This window comes from Faecalispora jeddahensis, assembly GCF_000577335.1.
Taxonomy (GTDB): domain Bacteria; phylum Bacillota; class Clostridia; order Oscillospirales; family Acutalibacteraceae; genus Faecalispora; species Faecalispora jeddahensis.
Genome location: NZ_CBYL010000016.1, coordinates 39395 through 63741 on the forward strand (window position 1 = coordinate 39395; position 24347 = coordinate 63741).

Sequence of the window (24347 nt, forward strand, 5' to 3'; positions counted from 1 at the left end):
ATATTACAAAATTAGTATAGTACAATAGGGCAGAAAAAACTGATATAGTAATAAAAACACACTATTTAGAGTTGAGAGATATAAAACAAGGAAAATGGTACAGGTGTAGTACAAGTGTCGTGTGAGCGTAAATTCAGATCTAAAACCGCAAAAAGAAAACCCGCGCAATCACCGGAATCATCCGGTAACTACGTGGGTTTTCCTCTTTGGTGCGGCTAATGGGACTTGAACCCATACGAGATAACTCACACGCCCCTCAAACGTGCCTGTCTGCCAGTTCCAGCACAGCCGCATTTCTGCAAAATGATAGTACCGAGCAGGCGCGGAGCCGACTCGACGAACAGTATTATATCATTCCGGAGAAAGACTTGTCAACTAAAATTCGCTTTATTTCAAAAGTTTTTCGACAAGAACGCCGTATTCCTCGTAAGTCATCATGCTGTTGAGCACTTTCAGCAGTGCGTTTGTCGCAAGATGCTCCGGCAGACTCAGGTGTTCCAGCAGCAGTCTGCGGTTCTGCGCGCTGTTTTCCCCGCCGGTCAGACCGTCGCGGAACAGGTCGGCTTTTTCGATCTTTCGCACCGCCGCGGGAGCTTCCCACTGCGAAACGGATTCTTCTTCACAAAGCACTCCCGCGCGATCGAGCGCCTCTAAAATCTGCTGCTTCGAGACACCTTCCACCCCCAGCTTGCCCTCTTTAGAGCCTTTTACCTTGCGGCGCTCTTTGCCCAGAACATCCGGAATATAGGCATGCTTGATGTACTTTTCGGGGATCGCGCTCATCAGGTGGTGGCGGATGAGAAAGCCCGCGGAATCGCTGTCGGTCAGAATCAACAGGCCGCGCGTTTCCGCCATGCGGCGGATCAGCGCCATCTGCCGCTCATCTTTAAAAATGCGAAAGCCGCGCGTTTCGATAATCAGGCCGTCGATGATCGAAGAAAGCTTGATTTTATCATACTTTCCCTCCACGATCACAGCTTCTTTGATTTTGATCAAGTTATTCGCTCCTTCTCGGCAATCAGCAGCAGCCGGGCAATCAGCTTTTCCATTAAAATACGGTCCCCGGTGCGCGAGCTTTTCAGCCCGATGTCGGTTTCCAGCAGTACTTCAAGGCTCTCTCTCAGTTTTTCCAAAGAAAGGCCTTTCATGTCACGCTCCGCATTTTTCAGGCGGAATTCCTTTCCCTTATACGGAAAATAATTTGCAAGCTCCGCCGGGCTGTGGCCGCCCTGCACGCATGCGCGCACGCGGTACAAATCCACATAGGCAGACGACAGCACCGCCAGCACCGCCACCGGCTCTTCCCGCTGCTGGTACAGCAGATCGAGCAGAGAATACGCCTTATCGTACTGCGCGGACACCAGCGCTTTCGAGAGCAGGAACACTGTCGTCTCCAAGTTTTTCACCGCAACGCGGTCGATCGCCGCGCGGGTGATCGCACCCTTGCCTATGTAGGCGCAGAGCTTGTCCAGCTCGTGGAACAGCGTTTGCAGCTCTTTGCCGCACTGAGAGATCAAAAAAGCCGCGTCCTGCCGCGAAAGCTCGCAGCCGCGTTTTTCCGCGTAGGCGCACAGCAAGCGCTCGAGCTCGGCCCCGTCGCGCGGGCGCACCTCGACCACCGTGCCCTGCTTTTTGACCGCAGTGAGCCATTTTTTCCACGCAGCGGATTTTTTCATATCCATCTCAAGCGTCGGCTGAAACACGAGCAGCACCGTGGTTTCGGGCAAGTTTTCCACCAGCTCGTACAGCTTACTTAGCTCGCGCGCGGGCAGCTTTTCCACATCCAGATCGGTAATGACAACGTACTTTTTTTCCGCCATCATCGGCAGAGCTTCCGCCGCGTCGGCTACCTTGTCGGCCAAAAGGCCGTCGCCAGAAAAGCGTTGCACGTTAAAATCCGCAAAGGGCTGTTCTGAAGCTTTCTTCAGCAGCCGTTTCAGATAGGCTGCAATCAGATATTTTTCTTCCCCATATAGAAAGTACAGGCCGTCCAGCTCCAGACGATCGGCGGCTTTTTTCCACTGGGCTTCCGTAAGTTCCGGCATCAGACGTTCCTCCTTAATACAATCTTTCCTCCCGGTCGGGTATCGATCAGCACATGGCCGGCATCCCCGGTAGACGCCGATACAAGTCCAACGTCGCCGAGCCGAATAACACTAGCCTGCGCGGTTTCCTCCGACATCGACATCACCGTCACAAACGGCGACAGCATTTCCATCCGGCGCGGCAGATCGTCGGCAATCACAAAATCGGTCTGCCGCCACTCCGCAGGCAAGGCATCGGCGCGGCACTCTGCGGATGCAAGCAGAAACGTGACGCCATTGACCGAAATGCCCGTATAACCCTGCAGACCATCGGCATACTGCTCTATCTGAACCATATCCCACAGCTCGGTCTGTGCTTTGGTATCAAAATAATGGACCTGCTCCGCGTTTTCCAGCTGTTTCTGCAGGAACTCGTTGTCCTGCCCGTTTTTCCACAACAGCACCTGTTTCGGTTGAAAAGACGAAATCAGCTCCGACGCAAGCAGGGCTTCTTCCTTGGAATCCCCCACCATTTGCAGATAATCGAGCTGCCGCACGCCCTGTCCGCGCAGGTAATTCCGCGCGGTAGACGATGTAAATCCGCCGCAGCCGATCACCGCGCCGTGCCCCTGGTGGGTGAGCACGACGCAGAGCCCGTCGCCCTCCTGAAGCACTGCGACCCGCGTGACCGACCGCATGGAAAGCTGGTAGGAAAACACGCCACACAGCAGCAGAATCACGCTGAGCAGCGCCGCCGACCGCTTTGCTGCACCGGACGGCGGCCGGACGATCAGGATCGCCGCAAGCAGCAGGGAGCCCGCAAGCCACAGATGTACAAAACCGTAGGAAGCCGAAATGCTCGCCCAGGGAACCTGCGCCAGCAGGCGCGCGCAGCCAATCATGTAATTCGAAAGCACTCCCGTGCCAAACGCGAAGGGCATCGCCAGAAACGGCAGGCCCGCCACATAGATTCCTGCGCCCAGCGCCGCACACACCATCAGCAGTGTGGACGGCAGAATCTGAAGCACGTTCGACACCGGCGAAATCAGCGACACCGTGCCGAACGACAAAATCAGAATGGGCAGCGTGAACACTGTGGCCGTGACGGTGGTGCACACGGCGGAATTGATGCCGTCGAGCAGAGCACGCCCGACGGGAACTGTTTCATACAAGGCGCGCAAGCGGGTACTGAGCGGCCCGGCACATAGAATCATGCCGAGCGTGGCGGAAAAGGACAGGAGCAGCCCCAGATCCGCCGCGGCATATGGGTTTGCCGTACAGATCAGCAGCGCGGCAATTCCCAGTGAATTCAGGGAATCTGCCTGGCGGCGCGCCACGATGCCGAACAGGTAAATCAGGCTCATAATGCCGCTGCGCAGCACTGAGGGTACAAAGCCCGTCACCGCCATAAAGCCGAACACACCGGCCATCGCGGCCGCGGCACCGGCCCTGCGCGGGAGCCGCAGAAGCCCGAGCAGCAGCAGAAAAAACTGCGCCATGGTCGTCATGTGCAGACCCGAAACCGAGAGGATATGCGTCACGCCTGTCGTCTGAAAATCCGACTTCACCTGCTCGTCGATGCCGGAGGTATCGCCCAGCAGCACCCCCGCGGAAAGCCCGGCCTGCCGCGCGGGCAGCAGGCGGTACAGTGCGCCGGTCATGCTGCGCCGCAGCGAAAGCGCGGCAAAGTACGGCGGCCTGTGCTGTGCGACAGTGATTTTGACCGGCTCGTACTCGTACAAATACGCAAACAGCGTGATGCCCTTTGACGCGTAGTAGGATGGGGAATCGAACCCTTCCCCGCCCCTGGGCGTATAAAAGTGCGCTTTGCCCTCAATGGTGTCGTAGGGCTCCACGTTCAATGCGTTCTGGGTGGAAAGACGGATTTTTTCCACATACGGCGCGCCGTCTGCGGAAATGCTCTGCACCCGGATGACATAATAATACCGTCCATAGGCGCTGACGGGCAGCTCGCAGACCGTACCCGTCAGTACAGCGTCGCGCCCGTTCATCTGCTGAGCGGGCAGCACCACTGCCTGAGCATACGCGTAAAACAAGCCGAACGCCGCCGCTGTCGAGAGCAGCGCCATCTGAACGGTACGAAGGGATCGGGTTTTCCGCACACATGCCAGCACGCAGAAGACCAGCGCGCACGTGCAGCCCATTAGAAGGGCGCCCGCCGCACCCAAATACACCGCCGCCGTTTGGGCCAGCAGGTAGCTAAAGCCGATGAGTGCGAAGGGACGCATAAAAACCCCTCCCGATACGCTTTTGGGATTACTTCAAGAACAGGGGAAGCGGCTCGAGGAAGATAATATCGTCGCGCTTTGCGGCGTCGCCCTCAGCCAGAACACAGGCGCGGCCTACCACGTTGCCGCCGAATTCGTGAACCAGCTTCTCGATCGCAGCCAGGGATTCGCCGGTGCTGATCACGTCGTCGACGATCAGAATGCGCCTTCCGGCAAGATCCTTATAATCGTCCTCCGAAAGATACAAGTCCTGTACGTGATCTGTCGTGATGGATTTCACCTCGACATGGATGCAGTTGCGCATATACGCCTTTACGCTTTTGCGCGCCACCACATAGCGGCGGCAGCCTCTGCGCGCCATTTCGTAGCACAGGGGGATTCCCTTTGTCTCTGCCGTGATGACCACATCGTGCTCAGGGCAGCGGGCCAGCAGCTCTTCCGCCGCACGCTCGGTGATCTCGACATCACCGAACATTACGAAACCCGCGATGTCGAGATGCTCGTCGATCGGGCAAATGGGGAGCTGTCTCTCGCACCCGGCGATTGTCATTTGATATGTTTCTGCCATAATTCTAGATACAGACCTTTCTTCTGATAAATTCAAAGGGATGCGAATCAGCCCGGAGGCCACGCCATAAACCGGCCGCCCAGCAGATGAAAATGCAGATGCTGCACGGTCTGGCCGCCGTCGTTGCCGCAGTTGTTGACCAGGCGGAAGCCACCGTCAAGCCCGAGCTGCTTTGCAAGCTGCGGAGCCTTTTCAAAAACATAGGCGATGATCCCGCTGTTCTCCTCCGTGATTTCCCACGTGGAGGAAATATGCTGCTTGGGGATAATGAGAACATGCACCGGGGCCTGAGGGTCCAGGTCGTGGAACACGAGGATCTTATCGTCCTCATAGACTTTTTTGCTGGGAATTTCGCCATTTGCGATTTTGCAGAATACACAATCCACCGAAAATTCCTCCTAACATTGAAACATATGCGATCTTATTTTGAAATAGATGTTGATTTTTCCCGTCTTTGGAAAGAGTGAAATACGCAGGCCGCCCGAAAATTGCAAGACAGCAGGCGCCGCAAAGGAAGGAGCATCCTTATCGTATCATACTGAACTTTGCAGCATATTGTTACCCTGCGGGCACACAGCGGCGTGGAAAGCAATATTGGAAACCCATTCTGCGGCTGTGCCATTTTTCAACGGTTCGACTTATTTGAGCATCGCGGCGATGATTTCATTCGCCGCGGAGAGCGCTTCTTCAAGCTTTGAGGGGTCCTTCGCGCCAGCCATCGCCAAGTCGGGCTTGCCGCCGCCGTTGCCACCTGCCAGCTTTGCCACCTGACCAACGAGCTTGCCTGCGTGTACGCCGAGCTTCTGCGCTTCGGTTCCCGCCGTCGCGGCGATGGTCGCCTTGCCGTCGGTCACGCCTGCCAGAATCGCGACAACATCCGCCTGCTGGCTCTTGATCTGATCGCACATGGCGCGAAGCGCATCCGCACCCGTGCCGGGCAGAACCGCGGTCATCACGCGAACGCCGTCCACCGGCTGAGCGCTTGCCAGCATGCCGCTGATGCGAACGGACGCGAGCTTTCCGGTCAGGCTTTCGATCTCGCGGTCTTTTTCCTTGAGCTCAACCGCGACCTGCTTTGCACGCTGCACCAGATCGGATACATTGTTCACCTTGAGCGCCGCGGCAGTCTCCTGCATCAGCTCGGTTTGACGGGAGAGCAGCGCCAGAACGCCGGTTCCGGTAACGCCCTCAATCCGGCGGACGCCCGCTGCAACGGAGCTTTCGGAAACAATGCGGAACAGCCCAAGCTTCGCGGTATTGTCGATATGCGTGCCGCCGCACAGCTCACGGGAGAAGTCCCCGGCGCTGACCATGCGGACAACATCGCCGTACTTTTCGCCGAACAGCGCCATTGCACCGAGCTTCTTTGCTTCCTCGATCGGCATTTCGCGGCATTCCACAGAAATTCCCTCAAGGATCGCCTGATTGACCAGCGCTTCGGTCTGCTGCAGCTCCTCCGGCGTCATCGCAGAGAAATGCGTAAAGTCAAAGCGCACATGCTCGTCGTTGACAAGCTGACCGGCCTGCTCCACATGGGCGCCCAGCACACGGCGCAGCGCCGCCTGCAGCAGGTGGGCCGCCGTATGATTGCGCATGATCGCCGCACGGCGCTCGCCATCTACCTTCGCGGTGACGGTATCGCCCTCCGAAATGCGCCCGGCGGTGATTTTGCCGCGGTGCAGAAAAATGCCGCTGTGGTTCTTTGTGGTGTCGGTCACCGCAAATTCGGTGTCCTCCGCGGTGATCACGCCGGTGTCGCCCACCTGTCCGCCGCTTTCGGCATAGAACGGGCTTTGACTCAGCACCAGAGTGACCTCGTCGCCCACCTCGGCAGAATCCACGCGCTCGCCGTCTTTGATCACGGCCAGCACCTTGGCCTCGCTCAGCAGTGTTTCGTACCCTACAAATGCGGTAGCGGGAAGCTCTTCCGTGCCGTTCGCACCGCCTGCCCAGGCATCCGCACCCGCGTTCTTGCGGGCCGCGCGGGCGCGCTGCTTCTGCTCGGTCATCAGGCGGCGGAAGGCTTCCTCATCGACGGTCATGCCCTGCTCCGCAACGATTTCCTTCGTCAAATCGAGCGGGAAGCCATAGGTATCGTTCAGGCGGAACGCGTCCTCGCCGGAAAACACCTTGCCTTCCATCCCCTGCATCAGGTGATTCAAAAGCTGCAGGCCCTGATCAATCGTACGGGCAAAGCTCTCTTCTTCCACGTGAATCAGCTTCACGATCATGTCGCGCTTTTCCGCCAGCTCGGGGTAAGCATTTTTATTTTCGGCAATCACGGTCTCCGCCACTTCAAACAGGAACGGACGGTTGATGCCGATCAGTTTGCCGTGACGCGCCGCACGGCGCAGCAGGCGGCGCAGCACATAGCCACGGCCCTCGTTGGAGGGCATCACACCGTCGCCGATCATGAAGGTGGTACTGCGGATGTGATCGGTGATCACGCGCAGGGAAATATCGTTCTTGGAATCATCGCCGTAATGAATGTCTGCGATACGGCTGACATGTTTCATAATATTCTGCACGGTATCTACCAGGAACAGGTTGTCCACGCCCTGCATGATGCAGGCCAGGCGCTCAAGACCCATGCCGGTATCGATATTCGGGTGATCCAGAGGGGTGTAGGTACCCTTTCCGTCGCTGTCGAACTGAGTGAACACCAGGTTCCAGAACTCCACATAGCGGTCGCAGTCGCAGCCGGGGCCGCAGGTGGGCGAACCGCAGCCGTACTGCTCGCCACGGTCAAAATGCAGCTCGGAGCAGGGGCCGCAGGGGCCGGAGCCGTGCTCCCAGAAGTTATCCTCTTTGCCAAGGCGCACGATGCGGTCGGGAGAAACGCCGACCTCTTTCGTCCAGATCTCAAACGCTTCGTCGTCGTCCTGATAAATCGTGACCCATACGCGGTCCTCGGGCAGGGCCATCACCTTGGTACAGAACTCCCACGCCCAGGCCGTAGCCTCGTGCTTAAAGTAATCGCCGAACGAGAAATTGCCGAGCATTTCAAAATAAGTGCCGTGGCGCGCGGTAATGCCGACGCGCTCGATATCGGGCGTTCGGATGCACTTCTGGCAGGTGGTCACGCGTTTTCTGGGGGGCGTCACCTCACCCGTAAAATACTTTTTCATGGGCGCCATGCCGGAGTTGATCAGCAAAAGGCTGTTGTCTCCGCTCGGCACCAAAGAAAAGCTCTTCAGCCGCAAATGTCCTTTCGATTCAAAAAAAGACAGATACTTTTCGCGAATCTCGTTCAATCCTGTCCACTGCATGATTCTTAACTCTCCTGTCTGATCGTAATTCCACTTGAAAAAGCCATTGACTTTTTTCCTCTGCCCACGGCGGCGGAAGAAGCCCCTGTTTTTCCATAAAGAAAGTCACCTTTCAAGTGAATTGACTGCAATTGAAATGGGTGCGCGACAAACCATGGGAGCACAAAAAAACAGACCTCCACCGCCCGAAATGGGACGGAGAAAGCCCGTGGTACCACCCAAATTGCGCAAACCGCGCCACTCAAGCCCTTTAACGCGGGGAACGTCCGGATTCTTCACCCGGCGGCTGCGGGAGGGGCCTGCTGCCCGCTGCTCGCAAGGGTCTTTCAGCCAAACCGGCACTGTGCCGGCGGAACCCTCTCTCTGCTGCGAAACACGAAAACAGCTTCTTTCCCATATACGCCTTTTTTCTATCAAAATCGTTTTTATTATACTCCCGAATTCCAGCGGTTGTCAATTGGTTTTTGAGATCAGGGCATTCGCAATTTCCTGAAAAACCGGGGCTCCATCGCTGGCGCCCTGTGCGTTCTCGGAAAGCACCACAATGCTGTAGCGCGGGCTCTCGAGCGGGAAGAATCCCGTGTACCAGCCCTGCACGATCTCTTTGCTGCCTTCAAACTGCCCGGTCTGGGCTGTTCCCGTTTTCACCCCGGCCCCGCCGAGCACCGGCTTGCCCTTTTTCGCCGTGCCGTCCTCTACCGCCACGCCCATAAACTGCCGCAGCTGCGCCGCCGTGTCCTGCGACATCACCCGCACGGATTCCGCCTGTTTCGCCGCCTCTACATACTGCAGATTTTCATCCACCAGCCCCTGCACAAGGCTGGGCGGCGTATACAGTCCGCCAGAGGCCACCGCGTTCATCAGCCCGGCAATCTGCACCGGCGTCGCGGTCAGAACGCCCTGCCCAAACGAAAAATTCGCCAGCGCGCGCGGCACCAGAAGCTCGTCTTTCTCCGGCAGGCTCCCCGCCGCAGAGGCATAGCCCGGCGCTAAGGTCAGGCTCTGGCCAAAGCCGAGCGACTTTGCCATACTGAGAAAGGTCTCGTTCGGCACCTGCTGCATCAGCCTTACAAAGTAGGTATTGCACGACTGCGCGATCGCGCCCTGCATATCCAGCGTGCCGTGCGCCTTGCCGTTATAGCAGTGGTACACGCCCCCACCCACTTCAATTCCTCCGGTACAGGTAAAGGTGGTGCTCGGCGAAACGCCGCTCTCGAGCGCCGTGGCCGCGGAAACCACTTTAAACACGGAGCCGACGCTGTAAGCGGAAATCGCGCGGTTCAAAAGCGGGGAATCCGGATTATCCAGCGCCGACTGCAGATCATTCGGTGAAAAATCCGGCAGGCTGACCATCGCGCGGATTTTCCCGCTCGGCACCTCTGTAACGACGACAGCGCCCTTTTTCAGGTATTTTTTTGCCGACTGCTCCGCCAGCGCCTGAATTTCGGCATCCAGTGTCAGCACGACACCCTTTTTATTTTTGTTTGAGGTATCGGTTACCTCTTTATTCTCTCCCGGCAGAATCCGGTTGACCGCATCCACCCGGTAGCTGACTGCGACTTCTCCCGGATCGCTGGACAAAAATTCCTGATACGCCTTTTCAACTCCCGCTACGCCCGTGCCGCTCCCATCCAGATAGCCGATCACATTGGCGGCGATCTGTTCGCTCGTGCCATAGCGGCGGTTCGTTTCAAAGGTGTCGATCCCATCCGCCGAAACGGCTTTTGGCAGCCCCAGCAGAAACGGCTTTCCTTTTGTCAAAAGCATATAGACTTCTTCCATCCGCGTGCGGGGAAGAACCTCCGCCAGTGCGGAGGCTGACTCCGGCGTAGGGTTGATCACAGCCGTATATCCCTTTTCAGTTCCTGTAAGCGGATTGAGTTTTGTATCGTAAATGGTGCCTCGGCCTGATGCTACCGTCAAACGGTAGCTGCTTTGGCGGTCGGCGGTTTCGGCAAGCTGACTGCCCGTAGCAATGTGATACAGGTTCATCAGAAGCAGAAACATGCAGACCATAAAAATGGAAAAAAACGCTGCAACGCGCTTGCTCATCCCGAATCCCTCCCGTTTCTTAGCATATCCAGAAACAGGAAGCTTTAATCAGCGCAAAGCGGTACGAAAAACACCATATCCCGCTTAAAATCCCATTTTTCGAGCTTGTACGTTTCAGTTACTGCAAACCTACCGGGGAACCAGATCCCTCTGTTTTCCGGGATAGAAAAAACATCCAGAATTGCAGAAAAAGAAAAATAAAATTTATTTTTGTTATTTGGGCTTTCTATGCGATTCACCGCTTTACATCGTCAATTGATTGATATATATTCATAGTAAAAGAAACTGAATGGCAGTTTCAGAACCTCGCATAAAGCGTGGAAACCCCACCCTGCGTGCAGATCAGAATTTCGGACCAAAGCGGAACAAACGCCGCCGGTTTTCGAAATGCTGATGCAGATCCAGCCAACGCCTTCAGGATTCGAAGGAGGAAAACAAGATGGGATTTCAAATCAATGAAGATCATTATCGGCTCATTTTCGAAAACAGTCAGGACGCGATTCTGATCACAAGCCCAAGGGGAAAAATCTACCGGGCCAATCCGGCGGCCTGCCGCCTGTTTTTGAGAACAGAGGAAGAGCTGTGCCGCGCGGGACGAGCCGGGATCGTTGACCTGGGCGACCCCAAGCTGGCGCTTGCGATACAGGAGCGCGAAAGACTGGGAAAAACCCGAAAGGAGCTGACCTTTATCAAAGGCGACGGCAGCAAATTCGTTGCCGACTACACCTCCGCACTTTTTCAGGACAAGGATGGTGTGCGGCTCGCCGTGCTTTCCATCCGCGACATGACAACCTACAAGCAGGCTGAGGCCAACCTGCGCAGAAGCCAGGAGGAAAACGAGTTCCTGGCGATGCACGATTTTCTGACCGGGGCACTCAACCGCAGAAGCTTTGTGGAGCTGCTGAGCGCTGAAATGAACAGGGCCCGGTGGGAAAACCTGCCGCTGACCCTTGTGATTGCGGATATCGACTATTTTAAAAACATCAACGACACCTATGGCCACATCGGCGGCGATGTGGTACTCAAGCGGTTCACGGAGTGCCTTTCATCAAATCTGCGCCCGCACGATTTTCTGGGGCGGTTCGGCGGGGATGAGTTTGTCATCTGCCTGCCGAATACAGACCTTGAGGATGCTCTGGCGCATTTGGAGCATCTTCGCCGGCAGGTGGAATATCTGGAGGTTTACCACAACTCTCAGCGGATCGAGCTGACCGCAAGCTTTGGGGCGGCGGTGTATCACAGAGAATTCGGGGTGGATACGGACGCCTACCTTGCCAGGGCGGATGACTTTCTGTACCGGGCAAAGCTGGTTCGAAACTGCGTGCGCAGCGAAATTTCAGAGAAGATTGGGTGATCCGGCTTTAAAAATCACAGTGCAATATACAATTCCAGTCAATAAAAAGAGGCAGGACGGATTGCCGTCCTGCCTCTTTTTATTATTCATAATGCTTGATCAAAGCCTGCGTGCCCAAATCGCCGTATCCGGCATCTTCCAGCTCTTTCGAATTGGAAAGAGTCTGCCGCAGAACAGCAAGGTCAAGGCCCACGGCATCAGCTTCTTCCAAAGCAAGCTTCATATCCTTGACAAAATGCTTTAAAAAGAACCCGGGAGCATAATCGCCGTCCATCATTTTAGGGGCGAGGGAGCTAAGCTGCCTGCTTGCGGCAGACCCGGTGGAAACAGAATCAAACACCGTCTGCAAATCAAGCCCCTGTGCCTTCGCATAGGCCAGCGCTTCGCAGATACCAGAAAGCGTACCCGCAATGATAATTTGATTCGCCAGCTTGGCGTGCTGGCCGCATCCGGCCTTCCCGTGGTAGCGGATGTTTTCGCCCATCGCCTGAAACAGCGGCAAGCACGCTTCATAATCTTTCTGTTCGCCGCCAACCATAATAGAAAGGGTTCCGCTGCGGGCGCCGCGGTCACCGCCGGTGACCGGAGCGTCTATCATATAATACCCCCTTGCGGTACCCGCCTCACTCAGTCTTTTTGCCAAAGCAGGGCTGGTAGTCGTCATATCGATCAGATATGCGCCGACGCCGGCGCTGCTTAAAATATTGTTTTCCGCAAAGTAGACTTCCTCAACATCCCTGGGAAACCCCACCATGGTGATAACCGCCTCGCATCCCTCGACGCAGTCCCGTATGGTTTCGTGAAAGATGGCCCCCTCATGAATAACATCCTCCACTTTGGCTTTTGTACGGGCATAAATATGCAGTTCAAAGCCCGCCTTCATCAAATTGCGGACCATGGATTTGCCCATAATGCCCACACCAATCCATCCGATTTTCTTCATTGTCAGCCTTCTTTCCGATCACATTCAATGATTCAGATAACGATATCATCAATCAGCAAACCAGCTTATAAGCGTCTGCTCTACATTCTCGTGACCACCCTGCAGATGATTCCATGCTCTCTCAGCCGCCAAAAGCTTTGCTTTTGTCTGCGGCGTGAGGTTATTATAGCATAAATCAAGAGGAAATAGAGAAATGTTTTATTTTGGAAATTTCATCAACCGACGTCTCCGAAAAGAAAAGGCCCGGTTCATGAGAAAAAGCCGCCCCACACGGGACGGCTTTTCGTTCGTTTCAGAAAAAATTACTGAGCGATCTCAACATTGGCAGCCTTCAGCTTGCCATTGCGAGCGTCGGTTTCCACTTCAAAAGTGACCTTCTGACCTTCACTCAGTGATTTATATCCCTGACCGGCGATAGCGGAAAAATGAACGAACACGTCATCTCCACCATTGTCGTTGGCGATAAAACCATAACCCTTTTCTGCGTTGAACCATTTGACTGTACCTTTCTCCATAAGAAAAGCACCTCCTTAGAAAAATGTTGTATCCAAAACTGTAAAAAAGAAAAAGCCTACATCTTGCATAAATCATTAACGGACAATGACTTACATCAAGATGTGAGCTCATTTTCGTACATCATTTAGAATGCAAGATTAGTATAACATGAAGTGACTGCTTTGTCAAACAGTTTTCCACGTCCGCTTTTCTTTATACGCGGCTTTCGGGTTGGATTCTGCCCCGAAAAAATTCTTCAGACTGCTCTAAAACCCTTCTTCTTCTCATACCATGTAACAGCAAGAAGCCACCAAATGCAGGAAGGGGATCACCATGCCAGACGACGTTCTTCAGGCGGCGCTTTTTCCTTATCAGGTGAACCTGCCGTATCCGCAGGTAGAAGTACAGAGTCCGAACCGCCGGTATGCCACGCTGATTTCCGACGGCTATGCCGGGCGGGGATCTGAAATGACTGCCGTGAACCAGTACCTGGTACATCGCTATTATTTGGAAAAATATCCGCAAATATACCTCGCTTACCAAAAAATAGCGCAAGTGGAGCAAATTCACCTGCAGCTTTTGGGAAAGCTGATTTTTGATCTGGGAGGCCGGCCGTTTTTGCAGTCGTGTGTGACAAACCACTACTGGAGCGGCATGTTCCCGGATTACCAGTGTACGCTCGAAGCCATCCTAAAATCAGACATTGAGGGGGAGCTTGACGCGATTTCGCATTATAAGCTTCTCATCTGCCAGATCACAAACGACCAGATCCAGCGTCTGTTCGCCCGCATCATACTCGATGAACAGCGGCACATCCAGATTTTGACCAGTTTTTTGTCAGACCCGGGTAAAGCCGGGCCCCTGCTGAATGATTTTACAGATTCCGGCAACACTTGATCCATATCCATTGCGGGATTTCTCCCGCCGGAGGGAATGGTGTCATGCCGCAAAAGAAAAGGACAGAGACATTGCTCGGTGTGCTGGCGGTTGTGCTGGCCGTCATTTCTGTGCTGTGCTTTTTTGCCGCGTATCAGCTGCGCGCACAGGCCAGACAGAATATGGACACTTTGCCGTCCCGCATGCTGGTGGGGCAGTTTTCAAAAGATTTTGATCAAAACGAGAGCTCTGCGCCGCAGCCTGCTTGCCTGAACCATCCGCAGGCGGAAAGCGGCGCTTTTTCTGCCTGCCGGTTTTTAACGGTGCTGTGAAAGCGGTTAAGAAGCCTCTTCTGTCTCCGGTTCTTCCGTCTCCGGTTTTTCTGGGAGAGCTTCCTCATCCGCCGTTTCTAGATTCTCCGACTGCCAATCCAATGCAGCCTCCGCTTCTACGGGTTCGGCATCCGCTGTTTCGGCTTCTGCCTCATCGGAATAGGTTATTTCCAGATTTGGCTCATCACTTTGGGGAATAATCTCGCTTTCCTCTGTGTATTCTTCCGTCGGTTCCTCTTTGCCCGGCATCTCCTGTACAGGGAGATTGTCGGGCATTTTCGCGTCTATCAAGGGCAGGCACGTTTCTTCTGTTTTCCAGTGCGTCTGCTCCACAGAGGAAAAACGGAACCGGGCAAGCTCCCTGTGCAGCGCAGCCGCCTGCCCCGACAAAGCCTGGCTGGCCGAAGACCCCTCTTCCGCGGAAGCCGCGCTGCTCTGCACCCCGACAGACACCGATTCCAGGTCGCGGGTGATCTGCGCGATGGCAATCGCCTGCTCTGCCGCGGAAGAATCGATCTGATCCATAATCCCCTTCATCTGCCGGGCCTGCTCCTCGATCACGCTCAAGATTCCCGCCGTCTGGCCCGCAATATCAGAGCCCCTTTGCACCTGGCTGGAGGATTTTTGGATCAGCGCCTCCGCCTCCCGCGCGGCTTCAGCGGACTTTGCCGCAAGGTTGCGAACCTCCTGCGCCACAACGGAAAAGCCCCGGCCGGCCGCTCCCGCGTGCGCTGCTTCTATGGAAGCGTTCAGCGCCAGAATATTCGTCTGGAACGCGATTTCCTCGATCATGCGGGTGATCTGCTTGATTTGCGCCGAAGAAGCGCTGATCTCCCCCATGGCAGCCGTCAGTTCGGACATCCGCTCCGTCCCCTTGGAGGCCTGTTCGTCCGTCGACGCAACGTGCTGTGCCGCGCTGCGCACGCCGTCCGCGTTTTCTTCCGCCTGCGCCGACACCTGCCTGACCGCCGCGGAAAGCCGTTCGATCGCCTCGGCCTGCTCCCCCGCCCCCTGCGCGAGCGACTGAGAGGCCTCGAAAATCTGCGCGGAACCGGAATCCACCTGCTCAGCAGAATGGCCCACGCGGTAAAACGTTCGGTTCAGGGATTCCGAAATCTCGAGCAGGGCACGGCGGATGGGAGCAAAATCCCCCGCGTACTCATTCTGAATCTCCACCCGCAGGTCACCGGCGCTGATCTGCCCCAAAACGCGGGAAATCTCCTGCACATAGGTACTCAGCACAAGGCAGGTCTGACGGAAGGTATTCGCCAACTCGCCGAATTCATCCTGCGCGCTGATCGGAATATCCGCGTTCAGGTTCCCGTTCCTCATTTCCAGCGCAAGCTGCATCACATTCTGCAGAGGCGCAAGCGCACGCCGCAGCAGAAACGCGATACTAACCCCGAGCAGGATCACCCCGATACATGCGATCCCCAAAATAATCAGCGTCAGCTGCCGGGCCTGGCTCAGCGCTTCCCCCGTCTGCACTACAAACGCACTCGAAAGAGGCTGCTCTATGCCGGCTACGGAGAGCGGAATCTGGATTCGATAGGAATCTTTTCCCGTGGATTCATCCGTACCGGACAAAAATTCTTCCATTCCCTGCGCCGCAAGGTCACGCACATGGCCGGCGCTTTTTTCCCCGGCCTTGTCCGCCTGCCCATACTGCGTGCCGAGCAGCTCACTTTTTTGGGAGTGCGCAATATAGGTGCCCTCCCGTGTCAGCAAAAAGCTGTACGACGTTTGGTAGCCGCCCAGATCAAACGGGATCTGGTTCAGCGTATCCAGCAGCACATCGCAGTTCGCCACGCCGACAAACACGCCGGAAGGATCGAGGATCGGGTTGCTGATGCTGATGATCCACGCTTTTTTTCCAGCGGAAATCCCAGTGGAAAGCTCTACCTCATACGGCTCCGTAATAAAAGGCTTGCGCGTTTCCTTTACGGTTGCGTAATAGCTTTTATCGTGATACTGGTCATAATCGTTTTTCACCGTCATCGCCACATCGCTGCCGCTGCGGAAGGCATAGGACGAAAGCCCGTACGGCGTTTTGTCAAAATACACGTCTGGCTCCCACGCAACATAAACGGAAAAAATCCGTTCATCCTCCAGAATCCCGGTCAGCATATCATTCAGAAAAGGACGCAGCTGCTCCTTGGTCAGGTGAAGCTGCCCCAGCTCAGACATTGCAAGCGCCAGCGCGCTGGAACGGGTCTGCATGGTGTCCAGGTAAGCCGCCGCCAGATTCGCGTTCTGCTGCGCGAGGTATTTGACGTCTTTCTTGGTGTTGCTGACCATGATTCCGGAAAGATTCAGGCTCAGCACCGTCATGATCGCCGCCATCACCAGCGCAATCAGCGCCACGGCCTGTAAGGGCATACGCACGGCCAGCCGCTTGGTCCTGAACAGATTCCGCACATCAAAACGGTTATTGGGGTTTGTTTTTTGAAAAATCAGCGCTTTGATTTTTTGAAACAGCTGCGATAATTTCTGCATCTTTTCCTCCCTTTTCCGACCGGCCCCAAGGCCAAACCGAACTTACGGCTTCATCGTACCGGATTCCTGAAAAGGAATCAACCGATGCTGGGCCCATTCTGCAAAAACCGGAAAATAGAGGAAATACAGGGAAGAAAAGGAAGCATTCTTGTTGAAAAACGCTTTCATTTCTGCGCGGGTTAAAACGGGATTAAATCATCCCAAAAAGGGTACCAAATATTCCAGCCGGATACCGGAAATTTTTTGTCACAACGGATAGTTGCTCTCTTGTCAAATTTTCTGGCGCGTTTTATTTGCTTTGAAGAACATAAGAATTCTGTTAACTGTGTTAAAACCAACACAAAAAGGGAGAGAAGCCGTTTCTGGTTTCTCTCCCTTTTGGGGTTTGATTCTATTGTATCGTTCGCCGGCAGAATCCTGCCTTAAAATGCTTATTTGTGGTACTTCGCAGCGATATCCGCCACCGCGTCGATGATATACTGCACCTGCTCATCCGTCAGGCCGGGATACAGCGGCAGAGAAATGCAGCGCTCAAAATGCTTCTGCGTCTCCGGGAAATCCTCAGGCTTGTAGCCGAAGCGCTTGGTATACGCCGACATGTTGTGCACCGGGATAAAGTGTACGCTGGTACCGACATTGCGCTCGTTGAGCTCCGTGATAAACTGATCGCGGTCGATCGTGAGCACCTCAGGCACAATGCGGATCACATACAGGTGCCAGCAGTGGGTGGTGTACTCGGGAACAAACGGCTCGTCGATCGCATCCATCGCACCAAACGCCTCCTGGAAACGGGCGGCGATCTTCAGGCGGGCCTCCTGCATTTCCTCCAGGCGGCGAAGCTGGACCAGGCCCAAAGCGGCCTGAATGTCGAACATATTATTTTTATAACCGAATTCAGCGATGTCGTATTTCCACGTGCCGCCCTTTGCATAACGGTTCCAAGCATTCTGGCTCATACCGCTGTTTGAGAGCATGCGGGCCTTGACCGCGGTTTCCTCGTCGTCGGTAACCAGCATGCCGCCGTCGCCGGTGCACAGGTTCTTCGTGGCGTAAAAGCTGTAGGACGCGGCTCCCTGCAGGGAATTGCCGATCAGCCTGCCCTTGTAGCGGCTCCAGAGCGCGTGGGCGGCATCTTCGGAAACAAACAGATTGTGCTTGTCCGCAATTTCATAGATGCGGTCAAGATCGCATACCTGGCCGCTGTAATGGACGGGTACAATCGCCTTTGTTCTCGGCGTGATCTTCTTTTCGATTTCGTCCGGGTCGATACAGGTTGTGCGGTAATCAATATCCGCCAGAACAGGAGTCGCACCCAGGTGAACGACCGTATTCGCAGAGGCCACATAGGTCATCGGGGTGGTGATGACCTCATCCCCCGGGCCAATGCCCTGCGCCGCCAGCGCCATATGCAAAGCGGCCGTACAGGAGTTCATTGCAACGGCATATTTTGCGCCCAGATACTCGGCAAACTGCTTTTCAAACTGCATGGTGCGGGGGCCTTTGGCAAGCCAGCCGGATTTCAGCGTGGCAACCACTTCATCAATTTCGGCTTCTGTAATGTCGGGAACATTATAGGGAATAAACGTGTCGCGGCTAACAAACTTGCTCATAACTATCCCTTTCCCCTGCTTTTGGCACTGACCGGATCGGCCGAGCAGGATTGAATTACGCAAAACATCCGGTATGCGGCATACTGATGTACGAAAGTACTGTTTATGATAATACGATCGGAAATTCTTGTCAATACGAATCGGCGGATTGCGGATTGAAACGATTGACTCTGGTAAATAATAGCGATATAATAAACCGGAGTAAGGCATTGTGTGCCTGAGACAGTATTGAATCATCGCTGGACGATTCCGATTGCAGGGGCGTTCTTTGCAAACCGGCTTTTGATTCATGATATCATATCAAGGCATTCACAAAAGTAAAGCTTTCAATGCCTGAGAGAGAACGGGATCATCAGCCTGGTAGTTTTGGCTATCCGGGCGGATTTTTCGTTCGCTGGTCGGATGGTTTCTGATATCAGAAATCTTGCGGCGTAAGCAAAAGCAAAGCTTCCCCCGCCTGAGGGAACATGGAATCATCGGCCGAATGGCTGCAACACCTGCAATGCGTTTCAGAAGGCTGATTTCAAGAGCTATGATAGAATAAACCAATATGATGCCGGAGATCAGTGGAACTGATACCGTGCGCCAAATTCGGCAGCGGTGCGCGGAACAAAACCGGCCTATTCCTATTTTGCTGCCGAAGAATGGCGGTTACTCACAGTGAGCGAGAAAAATTTTTATGTACACGAAAGCGCTTTCGCAGATGACGGCTGTCAGATCGGCGAGGGAAGCAGGGTTTGGCATTTCAGCCATATCTCCTCCGGCTGCCGGATCGGCAAGGGCTGCACTCTGGGGCAGAATGTCTTTGTGGCGCCGGGTGTAACCATCGGCGATCACTGCAAAATTCAAAATAACGTTTCCATTTATGAGGGCGTAGAACTCGGCGATTACGTGTTCTGCGGCCCCTCCATGGTGTTTACCAATGTACCGCGTCCCCGCTGCAAATATCCCCAGCGGGGCTCTGAGTTTTATGTCCGTACTCCGGTGGGTGAGGGCGCCAGCATCGGCGCCAACGCGACGATCGTGTGCGGGCACAGCATCGGTGCACATGCGTTTATTGCCGCAGGCAGCGTGGTGACAAAGGACGTACCCGCGCACGCTATTATGATGGGAAGCCCCGCGCACCAGCGCGGCTGGGCCTGCGAATGCGGCGAAACGCTGGACGAAGCCCTGCACTGCCACAAATGCGGCAGGCAGTACACACAGACGCCGGAAGGCCTGAAGGAGGAAAAAAATCATGCAGAAAATTGAATTCAACGATTTGTCGGCCCAGTACCGTAACCTCAAACCGGAAATCGACGCGGGAATCGCCAAGGTTCTGGAGGAATGCCACTTTATTTCCGGCCCGCAGGTAGAAGAACTGGAGCAGGAGCTCTGCAAGTATGTAGGCCGCAAATACTGCGTTTCCGTCTCGAACGGAACCGACGCGCTGCAAATGCCGCTGATGGCCTGGGGGGTAGGCCCCGGCGACGCGGTGTTCGTACCGGCCTTCACCTTTATGGCAACCGCCGAGGTAGCGAGCCTTGTGGGTGCTACCCCCGTATTCTGCGATGTGAAGGAAGACACCTTCAACCTGGATCCCGCCTCCCTGCGCAAGCAGATCGAGCGCGTCAAGGCGGAGGGAAAGCTGAATCCGAAGGCCGTGATTCCGGTCGACCTGTTCGGACAGACCGCCGACTACGACGAGATTTTGCCCATCTGCCGCGAATTCGGGCTGCTCATGATGGAGGACGCCGCCCAGGGCTTCGGCGGAGTCAACAACGGCCGCAAGGCCTGCTCGTTCGGCGACGCTTCGGCCACCAGCTTCTTCCCGGCAAAGGCCCTTGGCTGCTACGGCGACGGCGGCGCGATCTTCACCGACGACAAAGAGCTGTATGACCTGCTCGTTTCCATCCGTGTACACGGAAAGGGAGACTTTAAATACGATAACGTTCGCGTCGGCCTCAACGCCCGGCTCGACACCATTCAGGCCGCGATTCTGCTGCCGAAGCTGCACGCTTTTGATCAGGAAAACGAGACCCGCGGCAAGGCGGCTGCACTGTACAATTCCCTGCTGAAGGACAAATTCGACGTTCCCGTTACCCCGGAAAAGTTCGAGTCCAGTTTTGGGTACTATACCCTTAAGGCCAAGTCCCCCGAGGAGCGCGACCGCCTGATGAAGGGTCTGGAAGGAAAAGGTATTCCCACCATGGTGTATTATCCGAAGCCCCTGCACCTGCAGGAGGTTTACAAGGATCTTGGCTACAAGGAGGGTGATTTCCCGGTCAGCGAAAGCCTGAGCAAGCGGGTGTTCAGCCTGCCCATGCACGGCTACATCACCCCCGAGATCGTCACCTATGTGGCGGAGGCGCTGAACGGTCTGGCGGAATAATTCCGCCGTACTCTGGTACGCTTCGGCGGAGTGTTCCGCCTGGTTACTATAAAGTGAAAGAAATGCAAACAAAAAGGTAGGTAACAAACTATGTCAAATCGCAAGACGGAGCTTCTTTCCAAAATAGAAGGCAAAACCGCCACAGTAGGCATTATCGGGCTGGGCTATGTCGGTCTGCCCCTGGCTGTGGAAATCGCCAAGGCCGGCTACAAAACCATCGGCTTCGACGTTCAGGAGCAGAAGGTGGAGCAGGTCAACCGCGCGCACAATTACATTGGCGACGTGGTGGACAGCGCCCTGGAGGATGTGGTAAAAAGCGGCAGGCTTTCCGCCACCAGCGATTTCTCCTTTATCAGCAGCGTAGACTGCGTTGCCATCTGCGTGCCCACTCCGCTGGACAAATACCAGCAGCCCGACATCAGCTATGTGAAGGGCTCCACGGAGTCTGTTGCCAAATATCTGCACGCCGGTATGCTGGTGATTCTCGAATCCACCACATACCCCGGCACCACAGAGGAGCTTTTGAAGCCCATTTTAGAGGAAAGCGGTCTTGTCTGCGGCAAGGACTTCTTCCTTGCGTTCTCCCCCGAACGTGTCGATCCCGGCAACAAGCAGTATAAAACCAAGAACACCCCCAAGGTCGTGGGCGGCGTAGGCAAAGACAGCACCGAGGTCGCCGCGGCTTTATACCGCAACGTGCTCGAGGGCGGCGTATACGAGGTGGCTTCCCCCGCCGTGGCGGAAATGGAAAAGCTGCTTGAGAACACCTATCGCAACATCAACATCGGTCTTGCCAACGAAATGGCGATTATCTGCAACCGCATGGGCATCAACGTATGGGATGTCATTGACGCCGCGAAAACGAAGCCCTACGGCTTCCAGGCGTTTTATCCCGGCCCGGGCCTCGGCGGCCACTGCATTCCGCTCGACCCCTTCTACCTGACCTGGAAGGCCCGCGAGTATGATTACCACACCCGGCTGATCGAAACCTCCGGTGAGATCAACACCGCGATGCCCGAATACGTGGTAGACCGCGCGATGAAGGTGCTCAACCGCAACAAGACCGCGATGAACGGCGCGCGCGTGCTGATACTGGGTGTTGCCTACAAAAACGACATCGACGACTACCGCGAGTCCCCCGCGCTGAACGTGATCGATCACCTGCTGGAGCAGGGAGCGGACGCCGTCTTCTTTGACCCCTATATTCCGGAATACAAGCACAAGGGCAAGGCGCATAAGGGCCTGACCGCTCTGACCGACGACGAGCTGAAAAATGCCGATATCGTCATCATCTGCACCGCGCACGAGTGCTTTGATTACAACAGAATTCAGTCCCTCTCGAAGGCGATTTTCGATACGAGAAACGCGATGAAAGATGTAGCGGACAGAAGCAATATCGAGCTTCTGTAATGTGATTTGACGAAGCAAGTACAGGAGCGCCGGCCGGGCCAGCGCTCCTTCCTGCGTGAAAAACCAAAATGATGGATGCAAGATGAAGGATGGGAACGAAATGAAAAAACTGAATTTCCTACTGATCGGCTGCGGAAGAATCTCGAAAAACCACGTTGCCGCCGCTGCGGAAAACGCCGGACTGATGGAACTCGTCGCCGTCTGCGACCTGATCGAAGAGCGGGCGGAAGAGAAGGCGGCCAGCCTGCAGGAAAAAACCGGCAAGCGCCCCGCTGTATACACCGACTACAAAAAAGCGCTGGAGGAGCTTGAAATCGACTGCTGCTCCATCGCGACCGAAAGCGGCTACCACGCCGAAATCGCGCTCGATTGCCTGCGCCGCGGCAAGCACGTTCTGGTGGAAAAACCCATGGCGCTTTCTACTCACGACGCGCAGCTGATGATTCAGGAGGCAAATTCCCGCGGTTTGAAGCTGGGCGTCTGCCACCAGAACCGCTTTAACGCCCCGATTCAGGAGCTGCACCGCGCGATTGAGGACAACCGCTTCGGCAAGCTGGTAAACGGCACCGCCCGCATTCTGTGGAACCGCTCCATGCCTTACTACGAGCAGGCTCCCTGGCGCGGAACCTGGGAGCAGGACGGCGGCACACTGATGAACCAGTGCATCCACAACATCGACCTGCTGCAGTGGAACCTTGGCGGCGAGCCGGAAACCATCATGGCGATGACCGGCAACTACCTGCGCGACATAGCGGCCGAGGACTTCGGCGCCATTCTCATTCGCTTCAAGAACGGCGCCATCGGCATGGTAGAGGGCACCGCGTGCGTATACCCCAAGAATCTGGAAGAAACCCTCTCCATCTTCGGCGAAACCGGTGCTGCCGTCATCGGCGGCCTTGCGGTCAACCGCGTAGAGACCTGGAATTTCTCTCAGCCCGCCGAACAGGATGAACGCGTGGCGGCTTTGGCCGGCACTGACCCGACCGACGTATATGGCCACGGCCACAACTCGCTGTACGCGGATTATATCCGCGCGATTCAGACCGGCACGCAGCCGCTCGTAAGCGGAACCGAGGGCATCAAGGCGCTCAAGATCATCCTTGCGGCGTACAAGTCCCAGAAAACCGGCCAGGCCGTTCGCTTTGACGATCTGGAATTCTCTACCCTGGATATGAACGACAGCGACGTGCGCTATCATTCAGAGGAGGCCGCCCAGTGAAGATCGTAACGATTGTCGGCGCAAGACCGCAGTTCATCAAAGCCTCTGTGGTATCTGCCGCGCTGGCGCCCGCGTGCGACGAGATCATCGTACACACCGGGCAGCACTACGACCACAATATGTCCGACGTGTTTTTTGAGGAGCTTTCTATCCCCCGCCCCAAGTATAACCTGGGGGTTGGCTCCGGCACACACGGCAAGCAGACCGGCGAAATGCTGATGCGCATTGAAGAAGTGCTGCTCAGCGAGCGCCCGGATATCCTGCTCGTCTACGGCGACACAAACTCCACGCTGGCCGGGGCGCTCGCGGCCTCGAAGCTACACATCCCCGTGGCGCATGTGGAGGCGGGCCTGCGCTCGTATAACCGCCGCATGCCCGAGGAACAGAACCGCGTGCTGACCGACCACATTTCCACCTGGCTGTTCTGCCCCACGCAGACAGCGGAGGATAACCTGAAAAAAGAGGGAATCGAGGCGGGCGTTTCCATTACCGGCGACGTGATGCTCGATTCTGTGCTGCATTTTCTGAAGCTGGCCAAGGCCAACCCGGAAAAAACAGCAATTTATGAACAGCTTGGCATTGCCCCGAAGGGCTACCGGCTGGCAACGCTCCACCGGGCAGAGACCACCGACGGCGGTCTGCCTGCCGTTGTGCGCATCTTCCGCGCGTTTGAGCAGCTGCCCGAACCCGTGGTTCTGCCGATCCACCCCCGCACCCGCTCTCTGGCGGAAGAGGCTATTTCGAAAGAGGGCTTTCGCAATATCCGCCTGATTGACCCGGTGGGCTACCTTGAAATGCTGCTGTTAACCAACGGCGCAAAGCAGGTGCTGACCGATTCAGGCGGACTGCAAAAAGAAGCCTGGTTTATGGAGGTTCCCTGCGTGACCCTGCGGCAGGAGACCGAATGGGTCGAAACCCTGGTAGGCAACTGGAACATCCTCTCGAAGCTCGAGACAGAAGATATTCTCGACAAGGCCCTGCATACCATTCCGGACCCCGCGGCACGCGGGCTGATGCCGTTCGGCGACGGCGCTGCCAGCCAGAAAATCGCGGCGGCACTGCTTTCACAAAACAACTAA

General features: G+C 55.6%; 19 protein-coding genes and 1 tRNA gene. 8 read left to right on the forward strand and 12 right to left on the reverse strand.

Features of this window, described 5'->3' with window-relative positions; genetic code table 11:
* Positions 1-207: 207 nt before the first annotated feature.
* The 8 genes from TY09_RS07960 to TY09_RS08000 all read right to left on the reverse strand — a co-directional run bounded on the left by TY09_RS07960 (position 208) and on the right by TY09_RS08000 (position 10162).
* Positions 208-292, reverse strand: a tRNA-Leu gene (locus tag TY09_RS07960).
* Between the two features lie 95 nt (positions 293-387).
* Positions 388-996: a toprim domain-containing protein gene (locus TY09_RS07965; RefSeq protein WP_009061712.1), complete on the reverse strand. Its 609-nt coding sequence runs from the start codon at positions 994-996 to the stop codon at positions 388-390.
* Positions 993-2045 (reverse strand): DNA polymerase III subunit delta, encoded by a 1053-nt coding sequence (gene holA / locus TY09_RS07970; RefSeq protein ID WP_042432883.1) that lies wholly within the window; start codon positions 2043-2045, stop codon positions 993-995. Before holA ends, TY09_RS07965 begins: the two co-directional genes overlap by 4 nt.
* On the reverse strand, positions 2045-4273 hold the full coding sequence (locus TY09_RS07975; protein ID WP_042432886.1) for a ComEC/Rec2 family competence protein: 2229 nt from the start codon (positions 4271-4273) through the stop codon (positions 2045-2047). The genes holA and TY09_RS07975 overlap by 1 nt, the downstream gene beginning before the upstream one ends.
* A gap of 28 nt (positions 4274-4301) precedes the next feature.
* Positions 4302-4823 carry a phosphoribosyltransferase family protein gene (locus TY09_RS07980; protein WP_242841460.1) on the reverse strand — a complete coding sequence of 174 codons (522 nt, stop codon included), beginning with the start codon at positions 4821-4823 and terminating at the stop codon, positions 4302-4304.
* A 65-nt stretch (positions 4824-4888) separates the two neighbouring features.
* Positions 4889-5227 (reverse strand): histidine triad nucleotide-binding protein, encoded by a 339-nt coding sequence (locus tag TY09_RS07985; RefSeq protein ID WP_042432891.1) that lies wholly within the window; start codon positions 5225-5227, stop codon positions 4889-4891.
* A gap of 252 nt (positions 5228-5479) precedes the next feature.
* Positions 5480-8110 carry an alanine--tRNA ligase gene (alaS, locus tag TY09_RS07990; protein WP_042432894.1) on the reverse strand — a complete coding sequence of 877 codons (2631 nt, stop codon included), beginning with the start codon at positions 8108-8110 and terminating at the stop codon, positions 5480-5482.
* A 453-nt stretch (positions 8111-8563) separates the two neighbouring features.
* Positions 8564-10162 carry a peptidoglycan D,D-transpeptidase FtsI family protein gene (locus TY09_RS08000; RefSeq protein ID WP_042432899.1) on the reverse strand — a complete coding sequence of 533 codons (1599 nt, stop codon included), beginning with the start codon at positions 10160-10162 and terminating at the stop codon, positions 8564-8566.
* A 439-nt stretch (positions 10163-10601) separates the two neighbouring features.
* Between TY09_RS08000 and TY09_RS08010 the strand changes: the two genes are divergently transcribed.
* A complete protein-coding gene (locus tag TY09_RS08010) occupies positions 10602-11516 on the forward strand; it encodes a sensor domain-containing diguanylate cyclase (RefSeq protein WP_009061770.1) in 915 nt (304 codons plus the stop codon).
* 82 nt (positions 11517-11598) lie between these two features.
* On the opposite strand, the gene TY09_RS08015 is transcribed toward TY09_RS08010, so the two are convergent.
* Together TY09_RS08015 and TY09_RS08020 are read right to left on the reverse strand one after the other, a co-directional pair.
* Entirely contained in the window at positions 11599-12459 is an 861-nt protein-coding gene (locus TY09_RS08015; RefSeq protein ID WP_042432904.1) for an NAD(P)-dependent oxidoreductase, read from the reverse strand.
* Between the two features lie 302 nt (positions 12460-12761).
* Entirely contained in the window at positions 12762-12974 is a 213-nt protein-coding gene (locus TY09_RS08020) for a cold-shock protein (RefSeq protein ID WP_009061697.1), read from the reverse strand.
* A 313-nt stretch (positions 12975-13287) separates the two neighbouring features.
* Here TY09_RS08020 and TY09_RS08025 point away from each other — a divergent pair, with 313 nt between their 5' ends.
* Positions 13288-13851, forward strand: coding sequence for a ferritin-like domain-containing protein (locus tag TY09_RS08025; protein WP_009061678.1), 564 nt, complete (start codon positions 13288-13290; stop codon positions 13849-13851).
* A 44-nt stretch (positions 13852-13895) separates the two neighbouring features.
* Complete coding sequence (locus TY09_RS08030; RefSeq protein ID WP_009061745.1) at positions 13896-14162, forward strand: hypothetical protein; 267 nt, start codon at positions 13896-13898, stop codon at positions 14160-14162.
* Between the two features lie 6 nt (positions 14163-14168).
* Here TY09_RS08030 and TY09_RS08035 read toward each other — a convergent pair whose 3' ends face one another.
* On the reverse strand, positions 14169-16658 hold the full coding sequence (locus TY09_RS08035) for a methyl-accepting chemotaxis protein (RefSeq protein WP_042432907.1): 2490 nt from the start codon (positions 16656-16658) through the stop codon (positions 14169-14171).
* Positions 16659-17089: 431 nt separating this feature from the next.
* Positions 17090-18268: a DegT/DnrJ/EryC1/StrS family aminotransferase gene (locus TY09_RS08040; protein WP_042432909.1), complete on the reverse strand. Its 1179-nt coding sequence runs from the start codon at positions 18266-18268 to the stop codon at positions 17090-17092.
* Positions 18269-18928: 660 nt separating this feature from the next.
* On the opposite strand from TY09_RS08040, the gene TY09_RS08045 reads away from it, so the two are divergent.
* From TY09_RS08045 to wecB, 5 genes are all read left to right on the forward strand, one after another.
* A complete protein-coding gene (locus tag TY09_RS08045) occupies positions 18929-19519 on the forward strand; it encodes an acyltransferase (RefSeq protein ID WP_009061652.1) in 591 nt (196 codons plus the stop codon).
* A complete protein-coding gene (locus TY09_RS08050) occupies positions 19506-20639 on the forward strand; it encodes a DegT/DnrJ/EryC1/StrS family aminotransferase (RefSeq protein ID WP_081759627.1) in 1134 nt (377 codons plus the stop codon). The genes TY09_RS08045 and TY09_RS08050 overlap by 14 nt, the downstream gene beginning before the upstream one ends.
* A 90-nt stretch (positions 20640-20729) precedes the next feature.
* Positions 20730-22049: a nucleotide sugar dehydrogenase gene (locus tag TY09_RS08055; protein WP_042432912.1), complete on the forward strand. Its 1320-nt coding sequence runs from the start codon at positions 20730-20732 to the stop codon at positions 22047-22049.
* 100 nt (positions 22050-22149) lie between these two features.
* Complete coding sequence (locus TY09_RS08060; protein WP_042432915.1) at positions 22150-23268, forward strand: Gfo/Idh/MocA family protein; 1119 nt, start codon at positions 22150-22152, stop codon at positions 23266-23268.
* A complete protein-coding gene (gene wecB, locus TY09_RS08065; protein ID WP_042432918.1) occupies positions 23265-24347 on the forward strand; it encodes a non-hydrolyzing UDP-N-acetylglucosamine 2-epimerase in 1083 nt (360 codons plus the stop codon). Before TY09_RS08060 ends, wecB begins: the two co-directional genes overlap by 4 nt.